This is a genomic window from Alkalimarinus coralli (assembly GCF_023650515.1).
Taxonomy (GTDB): Bacteria; Pseudomonadota; Gammaproteobacteria; order Pseudomonadales; family Oleiphilaceae; genus Alkalimarinus; species Alkalimarinus coralli.
Window position 1 is genome coordinate 4315998 of sequence record NZ_CP096016.1, and the last position, 16204, is coordinate 4332201.

General features: G+C 47.8%; 16 protein-coding genes. 8 read left to right on the forward strand and 8 right to left on the reverse strand.

Features of this window, described 5'->3' with window-relative positions; all coding sequences use genetic code 11:
• Positions 1-3: 3 nt before the first annotated feature.
• The 6 genes from MY523_RS19450 to MY523_RS19475 all read left to right on the forward strand — a co-directional run bounded on the left by MY523_RS19450 (position 4) and on the right by MY523_RS19475 (position 3979).
• Positions 4-771, forward strand: coding sequence for an alpha/beta fold hydrolase (locus tag MY523_RS19450; RefSeq protein ID WP_250656338.1), 768 nt, complete (start codon positions 4-6; stop codon positions 769-771).
• 363 nt (positions 772-1134) lie between these two features.
• Positions 1135-1353: a hypothetical protein gene (locus MY523_RS19455; RefSeq protein WP_250656339.1), complete on the forward strand. Its 219-nt coding sequence runs from the start codon at positions 1135-1137 to the stop codon at positions 1351-1353.
• A 67-nt stretch (positions 1354-1420) separates the two neighbouring features.
• Entirely contained in the window at positions 1421-1591 is a 171-nt protein-coding gene (locus MY523_RS19460; RefSeq protein ID WP_250656340.1) for a hypothetical protein, read from the forward strand.
• A 25-nt stretch (positions 1592-1616) separates the two neighbouring features.
• Positions 1617-2882, forward strand: coding sequence for a group II intron reverse transcriptase/maturase (gene ltrA, locus MY523_RS19465; protein ID WP_250656341.1), 1266 nt, complete (start codon positions 1617-1619; stop codon positions 2880-2882).
• A 175-nt stretch (positions 2883-3057) separates the two neighbouring features.
• A complete protein-coding gene (locus tag MY523_RS19470) occupies positions 3058-3615 on the forward strand; it encodes a 3'-5' exonuclease (RefSeq protein ID WP_250656342.1) in 558 nt (185 codons plus the stop codon).
• Between the two features lie 64 nt (positions 3616-3679).
• Positions 3680-3979 (forward strand): hypothetical protein, encoded by a 300-nt coding sequence (locus tag MY523_RS19475; RefSeq protein WP_250656343.1) that lies wholly within the window; start codon positions 3680-3682, stop codon positions 3977-3979.
• On the opposite strand, the gene MY523_RS19480 is transcribed toward MY523_RS19475, so the two are convergent.
• Positions 3976-4851 carry a class I SAM-dependent methyltransferase gene (locus MY523_RS19480; RefSeq protein WP_250656344.1) on the reverse strand — a complete coding sequence of 292 codons (876 nt, stop codon included), beginning with the start codon at positions 4849-4851 and terminating at the stop codon, positions 3976-3978. The genes MY523_RS19475 and MY523_RS19480 overlap by 4 nt on opposite strands.
• Before the next feature lie 149 nt (positions 4852-5000).
• On the opposite strand from MY523_RS19480, the gene MY523_RS19485 reads away from it, so the two are divergent.
• Positions 5001-5438: a CBS domain-containing protein gene (locus MY523_RS19485; protein ID WP_250656345.1), complete on the forward strand. Its 438-nt coding sequence runs from the start codon at positions 5001-5003 to the stop codon at positions 5436-5438.
• 76 nt (positions 5439-5514) lie between these two features.
• Here the strand turns inward: MY523_RS19485 and MY523_RS19490 are convergent, their stop codons facing one another.
• The 6 genes from MY523_RS19490 to MY523_RS19515 form a co-directional block, all read right to left on the reverse strand.
• Positions 5515-5979 carry a DUF695 domain-containing protein gene (locus tag MY523_RS19490; RefSeq protein WP_250656346.1) on the reverse strand — a complete coding sequence of 155 codons (465 nt, stop codon included), beginning with the start codon at positions 5977-5979 and terminating at the stop codon, positions 5515-5517.
• 250 nt (positions 5980-6229) lie between these two features.
• Positions 6230-7627 (reverse strand): TRAP transporter large permease, encoded by a 1398-nt coding sequence (locus MY523_RS19495; RefSeq protein ID WP_250656347.1) that lies wholly within the window; start codon positions 7625-7627, stop codon positions 6230-6232.
• Entirely contained in the window at positions 7627-8217 is a 591-nt protein-coding gene (locus MY523_RS19500; protein ID WP_250656348.1) for a TRAP transporter small permease, read from the reverse strand. Before MY523_RS19500 ends, MY523_RS19495 begins: the two co-directional genes overlap by 1 nt.
• 92 nt (positions 8218-8309) lie before the next feature.
• Positions 8310-9305, reverse strand: coding sequence for a TRAP transporter substrate-binding protein (locus MY523_RS19505; protein ID WP_250656349.1), 996 nt, complete (start codon positions 9303-9305; stop codon positions 8310-8312).
• Positions 9306-9579: 274 nt separating this feature from the next.
• Positions 9580-10986 (reverse strand): sigma-54-dependent transcriptional regulator, encoded by a 1407-nt coding sequence (locus MY523_RS19510; protein ID WP_275975269.1) that lies wholly within the window; start codon positions 10984-10986, stop codon positions 9580-9582.
• Complete coding sequence (locus tag MY523_RS19515; protein ID WP_250656350.1) at positions 10979-12955, reverse strand: sensor histidine kinase; 1977 nt, start codon at positions 12953-12955, stop codon at positions 10979-10981. The genes MY523_RS19510 and MY523_RS19515 overlap by 8 nt, the downstream gene beginning before the upstream one ends.
• A 117-nt stretch (positions 12956-13072) precedes the next feature.
• Here MY523_RS19515 and MY523_RS19520 point away from each other — a divergent pair, with 117 nt between their 5' ends.
• Complete coding sequence (locus tag MY523_RS19520) at positions 13073-14050, forward strand: AlbA family DNA-binding domain-containing protein (RefSeq protein ID WP_250656351.1); 978 nt, start codon at positions 13073-13075, stop codon at positions 14048-14050.
• An 88-nt stretch (positions 14051-14138) separates the two neighbouring features.
• On the opposite strand, the gene MY523_RS19525 is transcribed toward MY523_RS19520, so the two are convergent.
• Entirely contained in the window at positions 14139-16202 is a 2064-nt protein-coding gene (locus MY523_RS19525) for an MFS transporter (RefSeq protein ID WP_250656352.1), read from the reverse strand.
• Positions 16203-16204 lie beyond the last annotated feature (2 nt).

Consider the following 16204-nt stretch of genomic DNA (forward strand, 5'->3'; position numbering starts at 1 on the left):
ACAGTGCTAAAACTTAATCATAAAGTCAGTGGGCAGGGTGAGCCGATTATTCTGGTTCATGGTTTATTTGGCTCGCTGGAGAACTTAGGCATGGTGGCTCGAGGGCTGGCTGAGCAATACGAAGTGCACTCTCTTGATGTACGAAACCATGGCCGCTCTCCCCATAGTGACGTACATACCTACGACGCAATAACCGCAGATATTATTGGCTACATGGATAGCAGTGGACTCTCTCAGTGTCACTTTCTTGGGCACTCAATGGGGGGGAAAGCGGTCATGCACCTGGCTCTGAACTCTCCTGAGCGAGTTAACAAGCTGATCGTGGCGGATATAGCGCCGGTACAGTACGAACCTCATCACAATGAGATATTTGATGGGCTGTTATCGCTTCAACTGGATGCGCTGACGTCGCGAGCAGAGGCGGATAAACAGCTCGCTAAAACGGTGAAAGAGCTGCCGGTACGCCAGTTCCTGCTAAAAAATCTGGTAAAAAGTGGCAGTGCCGGTTTTGCCTGGAAAATGAATTTGAAATCCCTGTGCAAGAACTACCACCACATTATGGCAGGGCAGACATCTGATAGCCCGTTTGAAGGAGAGGTACTGTTTATAGCCGGAGGCCGTTCAAACTATGTGCAAAGCCAGCATCGAGATCATGTTCTCAAACTCTTTCCCAATACGTCGATGAAAATTATTCCCGATACCGGTCATTGGCTGCATGCCGAAAAAACGGATCTGTTTGTTAAGCTATGTGAGCGATTTTTGGCGGAGTAACGTATTGCCTGTTGTGCTTAAGCTGTTATTAACGCGTTTGCTCATTCTAAGCCTGTCTTGTACGGGCTTTTTTGTTTGCCCAGCGAAGCTGGCAAACCCGTCCACTTGAAAGAAAGTGGAATCACCCTGACTAAGGGGAAGATAATCTGAATGGCAAGGGCGCCACTGGCCAACGGTGGGGTCTGAAGGAAGCCATAGGAAGTTAGAGGTACACAACTAACCGTAACCTGTTTCGGCGGTGTTGGTGGGTAAGCGTCCAAAATAGCGCGAAGCCCAATACTTAGTCAGACCAACAACGTGCTTGAGGGTGGGATCTCTAACAGGGAGTCAGTGCAGTAACTGGGGAAGCCTGGCACTGTATCCATGTCAAAGGAAATGACTGGACGTATTATTCAAGGGGTGACTCAAGAATGGTATGAGTGTGAGGTGGCAGATGAACCCGTAGTAGTTTTGAAGGCTAGGCCGATGAAAGCCAGTAATGGTGTGGAGGATAAAACCAAGCCGACCAACAGCGCAATGATTGTTGGGGCTAGCAAGATTCAAAAGGTCAGGCTAGTTGCGAAGGGGGGAAGTGGTCTATAAACCACTAAAAGAGAAACGTAATAGGTCGTGTGACTACAAGCGGCATTAACATGCTGGGCATCCTTCAATGGTAAAGAGTGAAATCGGCGCGATTGTTGTTGAGCTGGTCATGGGGAGTAATCATTTCTCTTCATTAGAGGCAACAAGGTGGTTAAGCATATTGCACAAAATTGGGTCAAACCAAGCTAGAAGACTTAACGCGATGATGAAACAAACCCAACACAATCTAGGCAGTTAACGGCTAGTGGTATGAGAAAATAAACGTGAGAGTTTACTACAGTCTTTATGGTCGTCTGCTATCACTGCAGGCACTCTATGACGCATTCAAGCGAGTGAAGAAGAATAAAGGTGCTGCCGGAATAGACGGGCAGAGCGTGCAGGACTTTGCACAAAACTTGGAAAGTAATCTCAAACAACTATTACTCGAACTACAAGAGAGGCGGTATCAACCGCAACCAGTAAAACGTGTTGAAATCGACAAGGACGATGGAAGTAAGCGGCTACTGGGTGTTCCCACGGTTCGAGACCGTGTCGTACAACAATGTTTATCGAATATCATCACCCCCATCTTCGACCCAGACTTTCACCCATCCAGCTATGGGTATAGAGAGGGGCGAAGCTGTCATCAAGCCATTAGCAAAGCGACGTTGTTTATACGAAAGTATCATCGTCAACACGTAGTGGATATGGATCTGTCGAAGTGCTTCGACATGCTCGACCATGATCTAATCATTCAGTCAGTGCGAAAACGAATCACAGATGGCAGTATTCTGAACTTGATAGACATGTTTCTAAAAAGTGGAGTGATGATAGGCTCAAGTTGGCAAAGCAACGACAAGGGAAGTCCGCAAGGCGGGGTGATCAGTCCATTGCTAGCCAATATCTACTTAGATGCCTTTGATCAGGAAATGAAACGACGTCAGCACCGAATAGTGCGATACGCCGATGATATCTTGATACTCTGTAGCTCAGAAGCGGCAGCAAAGAATGCACTAAAGGTAGCGAGTCATATTTTAGAAGAGACACTTAAGCTAAAAGTGAATGAGCGGAAAACTCACATTGCGCATAGCGATGATGGGATTAAATTCTTGGGAGTGGTGATAGGAACAAACTATACACGAATCCAAGAAAAGAAACTCAAGACACTGAAAGTAAAGGTGAAGCAAATTACCAAGCGCAATGGAGGAAAGAACTTAGCCGAGGTGCTAAAAGAACTGAATCCAGTGCTAAGAGGGTTTGCAAATTATTTTAAAATAGCGAATATAGGATATATCTTAAATCAATTATCAGGTTGGATAAGACGAAGGTTGAGAAGTGTACAGCTGAAACTGTGGAAGAAGCCGGGCAAACTGCATCGACGACTAAAGCAATTGGGCTACAAACCTCCGTTTAAGAGCATCAAGATGAACTCATGGAGAAATGCAGCGAGTCCATTGGCAAGTTATGCGATGCCTAATAACTGGTTCAAAGAAATCGGCTTATATCAGATAAATGAAGTAAGGACAGGGGTTCTTGTTCCTTATTGTTAAGGAATAGTAGATTACATGAGCCGTATACGAGATCCGTACGTACGGTTCTGTGAGAGGGAGGGGGCTGTAACGCCTCCCCCTACTCGATGTGCACCAGGTAGCTAAATTCACGAAAATTAACGTCTATACTCATAGAAGGGTTAGCTAAAAACAATAATAAATAGAGGTAGGTGCGATGTGCGCAGTAGTCAATGAACCCGTGGCGCCGATTGTTATAGATGTTGAGGCGTCAGGTTTTGGGCGAGGCAGTTACCCAATCGAAGTCGGGTTTGTTATGCCCGATGGCAGCACTCACTGTACATTGATTAAACCCGAAGCATCTTGGGTTCACTGGGATGAGTCTTCAGAGATGTTGCACGGTATTAGCCGAGACATTCTGGCGGAGCATGGCAAACCTGTTGATGAAGTTGCCTTGTGGTTAAATCAGCATTTAAGGGGCTTAACCGCCTATTCAGATGCCTGGGGCAATGATTTGAGCTGGCTTGGCACATTGTTCGAGTATGCAGAGGTTCCTCAGCTATTTCATTTAGATGCGCTGAATAAGCTGTTATCTGAAGAGCAGATGAATGCCTGGGCAGATACCCGAAATCGCGTTGTGTCAGAGTTGAATATCAGGCGACACCGTGCCAGTAATGATGCAAAAGTAATTCAACGTACATATCTGGCCACGTTACCAGTAAGCAGTGGTTCATCTGATAGTGTGTGGAGTCTCAATCAGCTCATGTCTAAGTAATTCAATAACCACGACTTAATCTTGTAGCCGTGATGCAGCGAAGCGGAATCAAGGAAAGCCAACTTTGCAGCCACAAGACCCCAACCCTGATTCCAGTCGTACCGCCTTTCATCAAGGCTACCTGTTCCGGTATATTCGCTACAATTATGCGGCGAATCGAAATCAGGGGGAGGGTAGCATGATAGAAAAAGCCAACGATGAAACCATTGAAGGTGCCAACGCCGGTGTAGTCGATACGACCAAAACCGTTAAAGCAGGTTGCGGTATTCGCTACGACCCTGAGGTACTCGGTGAAGACAGTGGTTTTGACTTTTCAGGTGCGGAGCAGCTCAACCCCACTACGAGAGACCAAACCGAAGGCTAAGCCGTCGCCTTAACCACCCTGAAGAGGGTGGGGGTGCTCATTTTTAACCTATGCTTTGGTTCTTGCAGGCTATTTGCGTTAAAAGCACTGTCTGGATCAATAACCGATGCATGGGAAAAACCACAACCTTCAAGTGCGGCCTTTATCTGCCGGTTGCTGGTATAGTGCAAAGGGACTTCCTGGCGTGTAATAAGCTCAATCACTTTTTGTGTGCCGAATATGATCGGAGCAAAGGGGTGATCCGGCACTTTAGGCCATATCTCGAACAAGTAATGCCCCTCCTTAAACGGTTTCAATGCATATGCAAGGCGAGTCCAGAAGCCTTCTATAACGTCCAACGGAAAGTAATTCACCAACCCTTCGGTAATAATCAGCGTTTTTGCTGTTTGATTTACGTTTTGCAGTAGTTGCTCAATGCTGAGCTCGCCTTCCTGCCTCAAGATATTGCACTCAACAATGCTGAAGCGGTCATCATCAAACAGCTCTTTCTTCAGGCGCTTTTTCTTCCAGGCCACCATATCGGGCAGGTCTGCTTCAATGTAAGTGAGCTTGTGGTTTGGGCGGCCCGTTAGAATGCGTAAACTTCGGGCGGAAAGCCCGCTCGCCACTTCTATAATCTGAGTCACGCCGTCGTCAATTGCCTGGTTCACTAATTCATCCAGCAGGCAGTGTCGTTGCAATAACATGGCTTCAAGATTGACCCCGATGGTGGCATTGCTTAGCCAGTCTGCCGGGCGTGAACTGTAATACATCAGTTTGCCGAGGATGGAGCTAAACGAGGTCGGGCTCAGGTGATGGTTGCACCAGACGTAACCGGTAAAGTGGCCGGTCAGGCTGACGGGGCTTTGATCTTTAATGACTGGTCTTTTCATCCTTGAATTCCGAACTGTTATTCTTGATACGTGGCAATATTGCTGCGGAGTATGTTGGATACACTGATCAGTATGGATCACAATGTTTAAATCATCAATCAAGGAATCGCTAAGAGCCGGTCTGCTTGTAGCGAAAAATGGAGCGAATCATGCCCGTAAAAGTATCAAAATACATGTCACCCAAAGTTGTTTCTGTGCCCTCTGCCATGGGCATTCGAGAGGCTTTTTTTCTCATGCGGGAAAAAGAGATCCGTCACTTGCCGGTGGTTGACGGAGGGACATTGCAGGGAATTGTTAGTGATAGAGCCTTGAGAAGACCAGACTGGGTTGATGAGGCGCCTGATGTGAGCCACATCTACGATTTGAATGATGACCTCAATGTTGGCGACATTATGATAAAGAATGTCTTTTGTCTGCATACCTACGACACCTTGAGCAAGGCCGTGAAGTTGTTATTGGAACAAAAAATTGGTGCCGCGCCAGTGCTGGATAAAGATGAACAGTTGGTGGGGATGTTGTCGGCGGTTGACCTGCTTCAGGCGCTGGATGATTTGTTAAGTGCAGAAAGGCAGATGAAAGGGAAGTAACGCGGATGATATCAAAGCATGAGAGCCAGGCTTCATGCTTTGATGCGATGACAGCGTCAATGACTGCCAGCTCGCTTCAATGGCGACTGCTGGCAAACTGCTTTAGATAAATATCAGTCAATTTCCACTCTTCGTCAGGATCTATCGAATAACTAAATGGACGGGGGTGATTTTCTGCGTCGATAATACGCTTAATGAGCTCGTCTGCCTGCACAGGGTTGTATACCCTAAATAGCAGTTCACGGGTTTTTCTCCATGTGATTCTGGCCAGTGGGATCGCATTGCCTCCTTCACGTAAATCACATTCAAGCTGTTGGCAGAAGGGGTCTATCTCTTTTGCTTCTTCGGGCAGAGTCAGGCCTTTGTCGTCTTCAGTCTGTAATTCCAGAATCAGCGATAATTGCCAACTAAACAGCTGGCGTTGCTCTTTACCAAGTGATGCCAGCGTTGTGTTAACCGCAGCGTAGACTTGCGCGCCCTCGTCTTCTCGTTGGATAACGGTGTAGGAAGGCTCTGGTACGACAAACGTTTTATTGGACACGTGTTCTTCTCTCTATCATTCTCTAATAAATAAGCATTGAGGCGATTCAGGCATCCATAATACCTGAATTGGCGGGCCTTATAATCATTGATGGCTAATAACAAAGAAAAAAGGACGGGGAACCCCGTCCTGCGATCAAAAAGCAATGCCTGGCGGGCATTGCTTATTATGTGAGTGATCGCCAAGGGACAATCGTTAACTCAGTCATTGCCAGAGGCAAAACCCTGTAGGCAATAACTGAGTCTGTTGGCTAGTAGCCTCGAAGTGAGTCAAGGTACTCAGGCAGGAATAGCGAAATTTGCGGTATGTAGGTAATCAGTATGAGGAACAACAGCAGTAAACCCAACCATGGCAGTGCCGCCTGAATGACCCACCCCATACTGCGCTTGGTGATCCCAGCTGTGACAAACAGGTTGAGCCCAACCGGTGGTGTCAGCATACCAATTTCCATATTCACCACCATGATGATACCCAGGTGGATTGGGTCAATGCCTAGCTGCGTGGCAATCGGGAACAGTATCGGAGCCATGATCAGCAAAATGGCAGAAGGCTCCATAAAATTACCCGCCATGAGCAATAAGATGTTCACCACGATTAAAAAGCCCCACGCCGGTAAACCCCATGCGACAATCGTTTCGGCAATCGAGTGAGGAATGCGTTCAGTGGTTAGAACATGCGCAAACAGCATGGCGTTCGCGATGATAAAAAGCAGCATCAGGCTGGTTTTTGCTGCATCCAGTACTACCCGATTGACCTCTCTATCAACCACTGAACACGGCAGCGCGACAATAGAATGAATGGTATTTCTGCCAATAGTAGCCGGGAGAGACTCACCCTCTTTCTTCCATGGTTCATTCTTCATCGGGCCAATATCGCGGTAGCCAATGACAGCCACTAAGAAGGCATAGACGGCTGCAACCGCTGCAGCTTCCGTCGGGCTTGCAATACCTCCGTATATTGAGCCCAGCACAATAATGATCAGCATCAGGCCACCCATGGCAATGGCACCAGACTTGGCTAACTTTTTAAAACCGGGGAAAGGCTGTGAAGGAAGGCCTTTGATCACGGCGACAATGTAGATGGCAATCATCAGTATGCCGCCCATCATAAGGCCGGGAATCAGGCCCGCCATAAACATTCTGGCTGCTGAAACCTCAGTTGCTGAGGCATACACCAGCATCACAATGGAGGGCGGAATTAAAATCCCCAGTGTGCCCGCATTGGCGATCACCCCCGCAGCAAACTTCTCGGGGTAGCCCGCTCTGACCATGCCCGCAATGACGATCGTCCCGATGGCGGCAACGGTCGCCGGTGATGAGCCTGATACGGCCGCGAACAACATGCACGCCAGCACCGAGGCCATCGCAAGCCCCCCTCTGATATGGCCGACACTATCGATTGCGAAGTCGATCAAACGCTTGGCTACCCCGCCTGTCGAGAGAAAAGCGGAGGATAGAATAAAGAATGGAATGGCGAGCAAGGTGTAATGTTCTGACGTGGCTTCAAACAGCTTTAGCGCAATAGAGGCCAGAGAGTCATTTGAAAAGAACAAAATGGTGGCAATACTGGATAGGCCTAGCGCAATGGCAATCGGCATACCCATCAGCATGCATAGTAACAATAGAATAAAGAGGGTTGCGGTAGTCATTATAAAGCCCCTCCATTTGGTTTATCGTTTGCGGTTTTGTGCTGGTTCTCCTTGGTTTGCATCTCCTCCAGCTCGCGCGCGATATGCATGCTTTCCTGCGCTTCATCGACGATATGAAAGCCATCCTGTTTGCCGGTGATGATATTCCAAAGCAGTTGCAGCAACCGGATACTCAGCAGCACAAAGCCGATAAAGAGAATACTCATGGCTTGCCACTTGGGTATTGGCAGGTCTTCCATCTCGATACCGATCATTTTCATTTTTGAAAGGTAAATCCAGCCACCATAGAGAAATAGTCCGCAATAGACACAACACAGTATGACCGCCACCATAGCAACAAACTTGCGAGGTTTTCCGGGGAGTAATTTAACAAAAGCGTCCACCCCGATGTGAGCGCCCACTTTAATGCCGTAAGAGGCGCCAAACAGTACAAACCAGGCCGCGATATAAAGCGTAACCTCTTCTGCCCAAAGGATGCCGGAGTTGAAACCGAAGCGCATGACCACTTCGATAAAAACCAGCAGTGTCATACCCGCAAGAAGCAAGCAAAGAATGCTCTCTTCTGCTCGACTGATAAGTTTGCCAAACATGATAGTTGCCTATTGTCCGCTGTTGCTTGTTATTAATATGGAGCCAGTAATGCATCGGGTGCCCGCCCAGCCATGGCCGGGCTGTGCGCCTGTTACTGGTTGGACTGCTCAGCCGCTTTAATGATGTCTTTGCCAATTTCGCCTTCAAACTCTTTCCATACCGGCTTCATGGCATTAACCCACTGCTTGCGTTCGGCATCGGTTAAACTCAACACTTTGGAACGTCCTGAGTCGATAATCGCCTGCTTGTCTGATAGTGCTTTGTCTCCCGCTATTTTGTTGCCATAGCTGATTGCTTCGGCAAGAGATTGTTTAACCACAGGGCGGATGTCATCAGGCAGTGTCATCCAGAATTCTTTAGAGGTGACGACGAGATAGTCAAGCACGCCATGGTTTGACTCAGTGATATAGTCCTGCACTTCAAAAAACTTTTTCGAATAGATGTTTGACCAGGAATTTTCCTGACCATCAATGGCTCTGGTTTGCAGTAGAGTAAAGACCTCTGAGAAGGGCTTTTTAACCGGGTTTGCTTTGATAGCTTCAAATTGAGCGGCTAATACATCGGAGGTCATGATTCTGAATTTCAGACCTTTTGCGTCAGCAGGCACTTTTAACGGCTGACTGGAAGAGAGCTGCTTCATTCCGTTATGAAGGTAGCCCAGGCCGACGAGCCCTTTTTTCTCCAATGAACTCAATAGCTTCTGACCTTCTGGCCCATTCTGGAATTTCTCAACGGCATTCATATCCTCAAACAGAAAGGGTAAATCAAATACCTGCAGGCTTTTGGTGTACTTCTGGAATTTTGATAGTGAGGGAGCCGCTAGCTGAACGTCACCCAATAACATCGCTTCCAGTACTTTGTTGTCACCAAAAAGTTGAGAGTTTGGGAACACCTTAACTTCTACTTTTCCCGGCAGGCGTTCTTCAACCAGTGTTTTGAACTTCTTTGCCATTTTGCCTTTAGGGGTGTTATCAGCGACGACGTGAGAGAACTTAATCTCAATCGGCGCTGCCGACAGGTTTAATGAAAACAGTGCTACGGCTGCCAGGCTGGCCGTTTTTGATATGAGTTTGGTCAAGGGGCGCATGGTTATTTCTCCTTTCGGTTTGATTTATTTTTTTATTGAAGTGTCTATTAACGTTATGCAATCGCATGCATTTGCATTGACGACTTGATAACAGATAGAGCAATTGCCGGGCCAGATATAAGGAATGGGATATGGGTAATTAAATCAATGAGATAGATATTTATACGTATAATGGATGGGTGGAAATCCACCCATGAGGGAAAAATCAGTGAGCGGATATCCGCATGTTTGATCAGTTGGTAGGGCGAAAGGCCCGTTTGTTTAGCGTAAAGCGCTATTCGTGGGTATATTCCAGCCGATTCAGACCGTACTTTTTCATTTTGTCGTAGAGGGTTTTACGGGGCAGCCCCAGTGTGACCATGGTCTCTTTGATACTGCCCTGGTTTTTGCTGAGCGCATCGGCGATCAATGAGCGCTCAAAAAACTCGACTTTCTCCATCAGGGTTTGGCGACCTTGTATTTCGGTGGAATTGTCGAGTTCGCCCATATTGAAGGTGGTCTCTTCACCCATGATGACGTAGCGCTCAGCCATATTTCTCAGCTCTCTGACATTGCCGGGCCAGTCATAAGCCATCAGTTCATGATTTTTCTCAGGGCTGAGAGGGATTATTTCTCGCTGGTATCGCGCAGAAGCAATGAGGGAAAAGTGTTCAAACAGCAACGGAATATCATCTGCCCGATCACGCAGCGCAGGGATATCAATCGATACGATATTCAGTCGGTAAAGCAAGTCGCGGCGGAACTCACCTTGCTCTGACAGGGCTTTAAGGTCAACCTTGGTAGCGGCAATGATACGAATATCGAGCGGAATCAATACATTTGCGCCGAGTCGTTCAACCTGGCGCTCTTCCAGTACCCGCAAAATTTTTACCTGCAAGCCCATGGGCATGCTCTCGATTTCGTCCAGAAAAAGTGTGCCGCCGTTCGCATGTTCGAACTTGCCTATCCTGATTTTGTCAGCCCCGGTAAATGCGCCTGCCTCGTGGCCATACAGTTCGCTTTCAATCAAATTCTCAGGAATGGCCCCGCAGTTAATCGCGACAAAGTTTTTGTCTTTTCTAACACTGTGCTCATGCAGATAACGAGCCACCAGCTCTTTGCCGACACCGGTTTCACCATTCAGCAGAATATCGGTTGGCGTATCCATCACCTGATGCAGTATTCGACGCATTTTAAGGATAGGTGGGGTATTCCCCAGTATTCGCGGGCCGGGGCTATTATGCGCTTCAAGTTCCGCCCTTAGATTCCTGTTCTCCAATGTGAGGCTGCGCTTTTCAATGGCACGGCGTACCACTTCGACAATTTGGTCGTTAGAGAATGGCTTCTCTATAAAGTCATAGGCGCCGTTCTGTATCGCCGAGACTGCCATAGATATATCACCATGGCCAGTGACCAGGATGACCGGCAGCTCTTTATCGATTGCCTGAACCTTCTCCATCAATTGCAGGCCATTCATTCCGGGCATGTTTATATCTGACACCACGACCCCAGGCCAGTTGTGGCTAAGGTGTGGGATGGCAGAGGCCGCAGATTCGAAGCTGTTAACGTTGAAGTCAGCCAGCTCCAATGTTTGTTGAACGGCCATCCGCACATGCTTTTCATCATCAATGAAAACGACCTGGCTATCCGCGTCGTTTGATAATGTGCGGCTGTCTGAATTATCTATCGGGTGCTCAACCAATGGGGTGCTCCTGGGTCTTGATTGAATGGTGTTGCTTATCTGTGCTTGCTTGACTGTCTACTTGAGCTTGATTATCTGCTTCAAGCTCGCCGTCTGACTGACCTGCGTGTGCGGGTAGAGTGATCGAAAACAGGGCTCCACCTGAACGGCTGTTGGTTACCGAAATTGTGCCGTGCATCGCTTCAATAATACGGTGAGAGATAGAAAGCCCGAGCCCAAGGCCCTGACTGATATCCTTGGTGGTGAAAAACGGTTCAAAAATATGGTTAACGGTCTCTTCGTCAATCCCCGGGCCGCTATCTTCAATAGTAATGACAACGCTATCGCCGGTCTTGGTGAATGCGATAGTTATCTGCTTGGGGTCGCTATGGGCCATTGCCTGAATAGCGTTGGATATGAGGTTAATAAATACCTGCTCCAGCCGGATTAAATCACCCAAAACCAAATAATGAGGTTCAGCAGATTGAGTGCTAACGGCAACATGTTGTTGCTTAATCTGCGGAGCCATGATCTTGATGGCAGCGTTTAGGCTGGCGAGTGCGTCAATGGGGGTATGAGTGTCTCCCCGCTTACGGGAAAATACTTTTAGCTGGCCAATAATCGAGGCCATATGGTCGGTTAGTTGGATGATTTCGTCTAGGTTACTGCTGGCGGTTTCAATGTTCCCCCGCTGCAAAAACTGCTGCGCATTCTGGGTATAGCTTCTTATGGCCGTGAGTGGCTGGTTTAGTTCGTGATTGATACCGGCTGATATCTGGCCTAATACGGCCATTTTAGCTGCTTGAATCAGCTCTTCCTGAGCCTGTTTTAACGCGTCTTCCGTTTTGTGCCGTTCGTCGATCTCGTCTCGTAAGCGAAAGTTGGATTGTTCCAAGTCTGCTGTGCGTTCTTTTACGCGGATTTCAAGCATATCCTTGGCTTGTTGTAGTTTGCGCTCGTTGCGAATGCGTTCCACCACGAATAAGATCATTAGCACCAAGACTAAATAGGTTGAAATAACCACCAGCAGCGCGCTGCGGACTCGCTTTTTGATCGAGTCGGTTTTTGATAGTGCGTGAACGCGCCACCCTGCAACAGGCATGTCAATATGTTGAGATAGAAAGCGGGTTGTGCTGCCTTCATCATTGCCAGCGTTATCAGCATCACTATTGATCGTCAGCAGCGTCGCCTTATTGCCTTTAACACTGGGCGCTTTGCCTATTTTCTGAGTGTTCAGTGCAACAGGAATATGAACGCCATACCGTTTGCTTGCCTTAAGTGGAGCCATTTGTGACGGCGGGATGTTAAACAGGCTTTTTAGTCGCCATTCGGCGCGAGTACTGATAAAAATCACCCCATCAGGGTCTGTCACGATCAACTCAATATCACTGTTTTCCCATGGGCTGGCCCAGCGATCTTCAATATCGGCAAGGCTGATCTTTAGAACCACCACGCCGAGAATATCGTCATCATCTGAAATGGGGGAAGAAAAGTAATATCCGCGTTCATTTGAGGTTGTTCCCAAGGCGTAATAGCGGGCATTTTGCCCGAGCATTGCCTGGCTAAAGTAGGGGCGAAAGGAAAAGTTCTTGCCGATAAATGATGTAGATGTATCCCAATTGCTGGATGCGACGGTATTGCCAAGAGAGTCTAAAATGTAAATATCAGAGGAACGGTTAATCTGGTTGATGGTGGCGAGATAGCGGTTGATGGTGTCTGTTTTTTCGGGGTTGGATATGTCGCCTAAAAAGTGGCTCAATTCAGGGTTTATGGACAGATGGTGAGGCACTGGCTCGTACTTTTGCAACACTGCACTTAAGCTTGATGAGAAGCGAAAGAGCTCGTTCATATTGTCCTGGCTGAGATCATCGTACGCCACTTCTGTTGCCCACTGTCGAGTCTGCCAAATAACCATAAGCAGCAGCAAAGCAAAGAAGCCAATAAGCCACCCTCGTTGTGTTGAGGGTTTGAATGAGTTAATCAGGGTCACAATAGGGGCGGTTCGTCCGTTGTAGCGTCAGTATCAAATCATGTTTTCAGTATAGCGGATCACAGAGTATTGCATGACTCGACAGATAGAAAGGCCTGAATTGGTCAAAGGCTCACCATGAAGAAAGAATTTAAGCGACTAAGCAAGAAAACCAGACTGCTGCTGAATCACTCAGAAGGCTTTGATGTGGATTTCAAACGAGACCTGGCGGGAGTGAAACTAAAAACCTTAATAGCTTTTGCTAACTCTCGCTCGGGCGGAACGATTCTGGTCGGTGTGGAGGAATATACGTCAGACGAAGGGCTGCAGCGAGGGCGGATTGTCGGCTGCGATGTGGGCGACAAAGGGCGGCTGCAGGTTCAGAATAAAGCGTTAAGTTGTGTACCTCCGATTAGCATTCAGGTATTTACAGAAAACCTGAACAAGTTACCGATACTCCGCATTGAGGTGCCATCAGGCGCGCAAAAACCGTACTGTAGCCCTTCCGGCGAGTATACCCTGCGTGCTGATGGCCGTAATCGCGCCCTGCAGCCAGGCGATATGCTGCAGCTGTTTATGGAGCGTGAGAGTGAACAGTTTCTGCACCGTTTTAAACATGCGGTGAGCAAACTGGAACAGCAAGTGGGGGTTATGGATAGCGAATTAAGAAGCGGTGTTGACCAGATGATTGATGATATTACCCGCCTGGATAAAGATACCGCCCATATACTCAATGAACTGTACGGCCGTTCAATGGATCTTAAGCGGGAAACAGAGTACTCAAAGCGCCATGATCACCATGTAGAGAGAAAGATCCAACGCCTAAAGCACGGCCTGGATCACAAATACAAGGAGTTGGCAGGGCGAATGGATGATCTCAATTTAAAGGTTGATGCACTGTTAAAACATCTTCAAATAGAAGATCCGCTATGTCGTCGTGCCCGTGAGCAGATTATCGAAATGGTGCGAATGATTCATGAGAAAGACAACCCTGACCTGCTGGCGGATTTTACTGATGTGATTGTCCAAATCTACCCTGATATAGACCCGGCAACCCTTATTGGTTGGGTCAACGAAGCGTTGGTCAGCGCACCCGCCAATGAAACTTCTCATTGAGCTTAGCGGCCGCTCAACTCAGTGGGGTAACACATTTTCCAAGTCTCTTCCGGTGAAAACGATAAGGGCACTTTCGGTCGCAGGCCATTTATTTCTGTGGAAGGTCTGAACTAATCTCGCTCTCTCCTGCTGATTGCAGTATCTCAACAACCTCTGAGGCATGTTCAGGCGCCTGCTCAACAATGGTTGCTGCAATATCGGTTGCCTGCTCAGGTTGATTCTCCACCACATGTTCCATGTAGTCGCTAATGGCTTCACCGATCTCAAGCTGTTGCTGATCATCAGGTGCTTTGTCCTGTTGGTCGATTAAATTATTGATATAGGTTTCTGCCACCATGCCGGACGCTTCTGGCATTGCTTCCGAAGCCTTATGTGCCAGCTCATCATGATGCTCCGTGGTTGACTCGATGATATGGCTAAAGACCTCTGCTGCCGCTTGCTGAGGGTCTTCAGCAGCAAGATCGGCAGGGCGCATCTGAGCTGACTCGTTGTGAACCTGCTGGAAGTACTCCTCGGTGAGCTCCAGTAGGTCTTCACTCTCATCGTCACCAATGTTATCTACAGCGGTCTGGATGGCGGCGCTACCAAAATGAGGCAGTGCATTGGCAATCGCCAGCAATATGGCATTCCGGTTATCGCTACTCCCTTGCATCACATACTCAACCAACTGCTCCATTTGTTCCGGGTGTGCTGACACCAAGGTATCCGCAATATCGGCACTTAGTTCAGGGGCCTGTTCAATAATTGATTTGTAAATCTGGGTGATATCGATGCTCTCTAGCTCAGACAGTGCGGCGGCCATGGCTTGGGCCTGGTCATGATTGTTTTTGATAAACATTTGCGCCAGTTTGACGGCAGATTGGGGGTTCTCCAATGCTAATTGAACCACGGAATCGACCATAGGAGAGGTTTCTACGCTAGACTCTTCGTACACTGTTCGCGGGTCTAAATGTGGAGCCACCGAGTTTGGTGAACTCATAACAAAACTCTCTTGTTGTTCCAGCGGTAAACTTTCTCGTGCGTTTATTCGGTATATCACAAAGCATAAAAGGAGTGCTTCAAGCGCGCACAAAGTAATAAACAGGCCTTGAGGGCCTACAGATTCCATCATTAATGAGGCGCTGTAAGGGCCGAAAATACTGCCAATCGCATAAAACGCAAGCAACGAACTCATGGCTCCAACCATCTGGCTCTGGGGTAATTTATCGAATGTTTCAGAAATACCAAGAGGGTAGAGGCAGAGGACGAGTCCACTCATCACCCCAATCATAATATAAGCCGGAATTAACAGACCATAATGAAAGCTGAATGGAGTGGCTATGCTCAAAGCAATGATCACCAGCACCATGCAGAATATAAGGTGGCGACGATCATAACGGTCAGAAAGAAGGCCAATAGGAAGCTGCATAATAACTGCGCCAGCTACCGCCGATGCCATCAAAATAGATAGCTCTATATTAGCGACGCCATAGGCCGCCGCGTAAATGGGCAACAAGTTAATGAGCGCAGCATATAGCAGACCACAAGACACGCAGCAAACCACCCCTAACGGCGAAATATTAAAGGTGTCACGAAGCGGTAAGCTTTCGACACTTTCCACTAACGGGCCATGTATTTTACTCACCACCAGCGGGCTAATTGAAAAAGAGAATAAGACCCCCGCCAAAATAAATAATGTGGTCGCGCTTGGAGGTGCAAGAAGGATAAAAAACTGACTGATGCAAATAGCGCTAAAAACCACCACCTGATTAAAGGCTAACACCTGGCCACGGTTGTTTTCATTTGTCGTTTGGCTGAGCCAGCCATCAAACGTTGCTATGGTGATGGCCACGGCAAAACCCATCACAAAGCGCATGGCAGCCCAGACCCACAAATCCATGCTTAACGCACAAACAAGAATGGCAGAAGACATTAAGCTGCCGCACAGGGCAAAGGTTCGTATATGCCCGACTTTGTGGATCACGCTCTTTGAATAGTTGGCACCAATCAGATAACCAATGGCGTAAACAGAGAGCACCAAGCCAATCTTATCGGTACTAATGGCCTCTATTGATAGACGCATGGGAATCAGCAGGCTGACTAACCCATTGCCAGCCATAAAAATAAAACAGCTTAAAAAAAGCTGTGTCAGCGGTTTAATGGTATGAACCACTC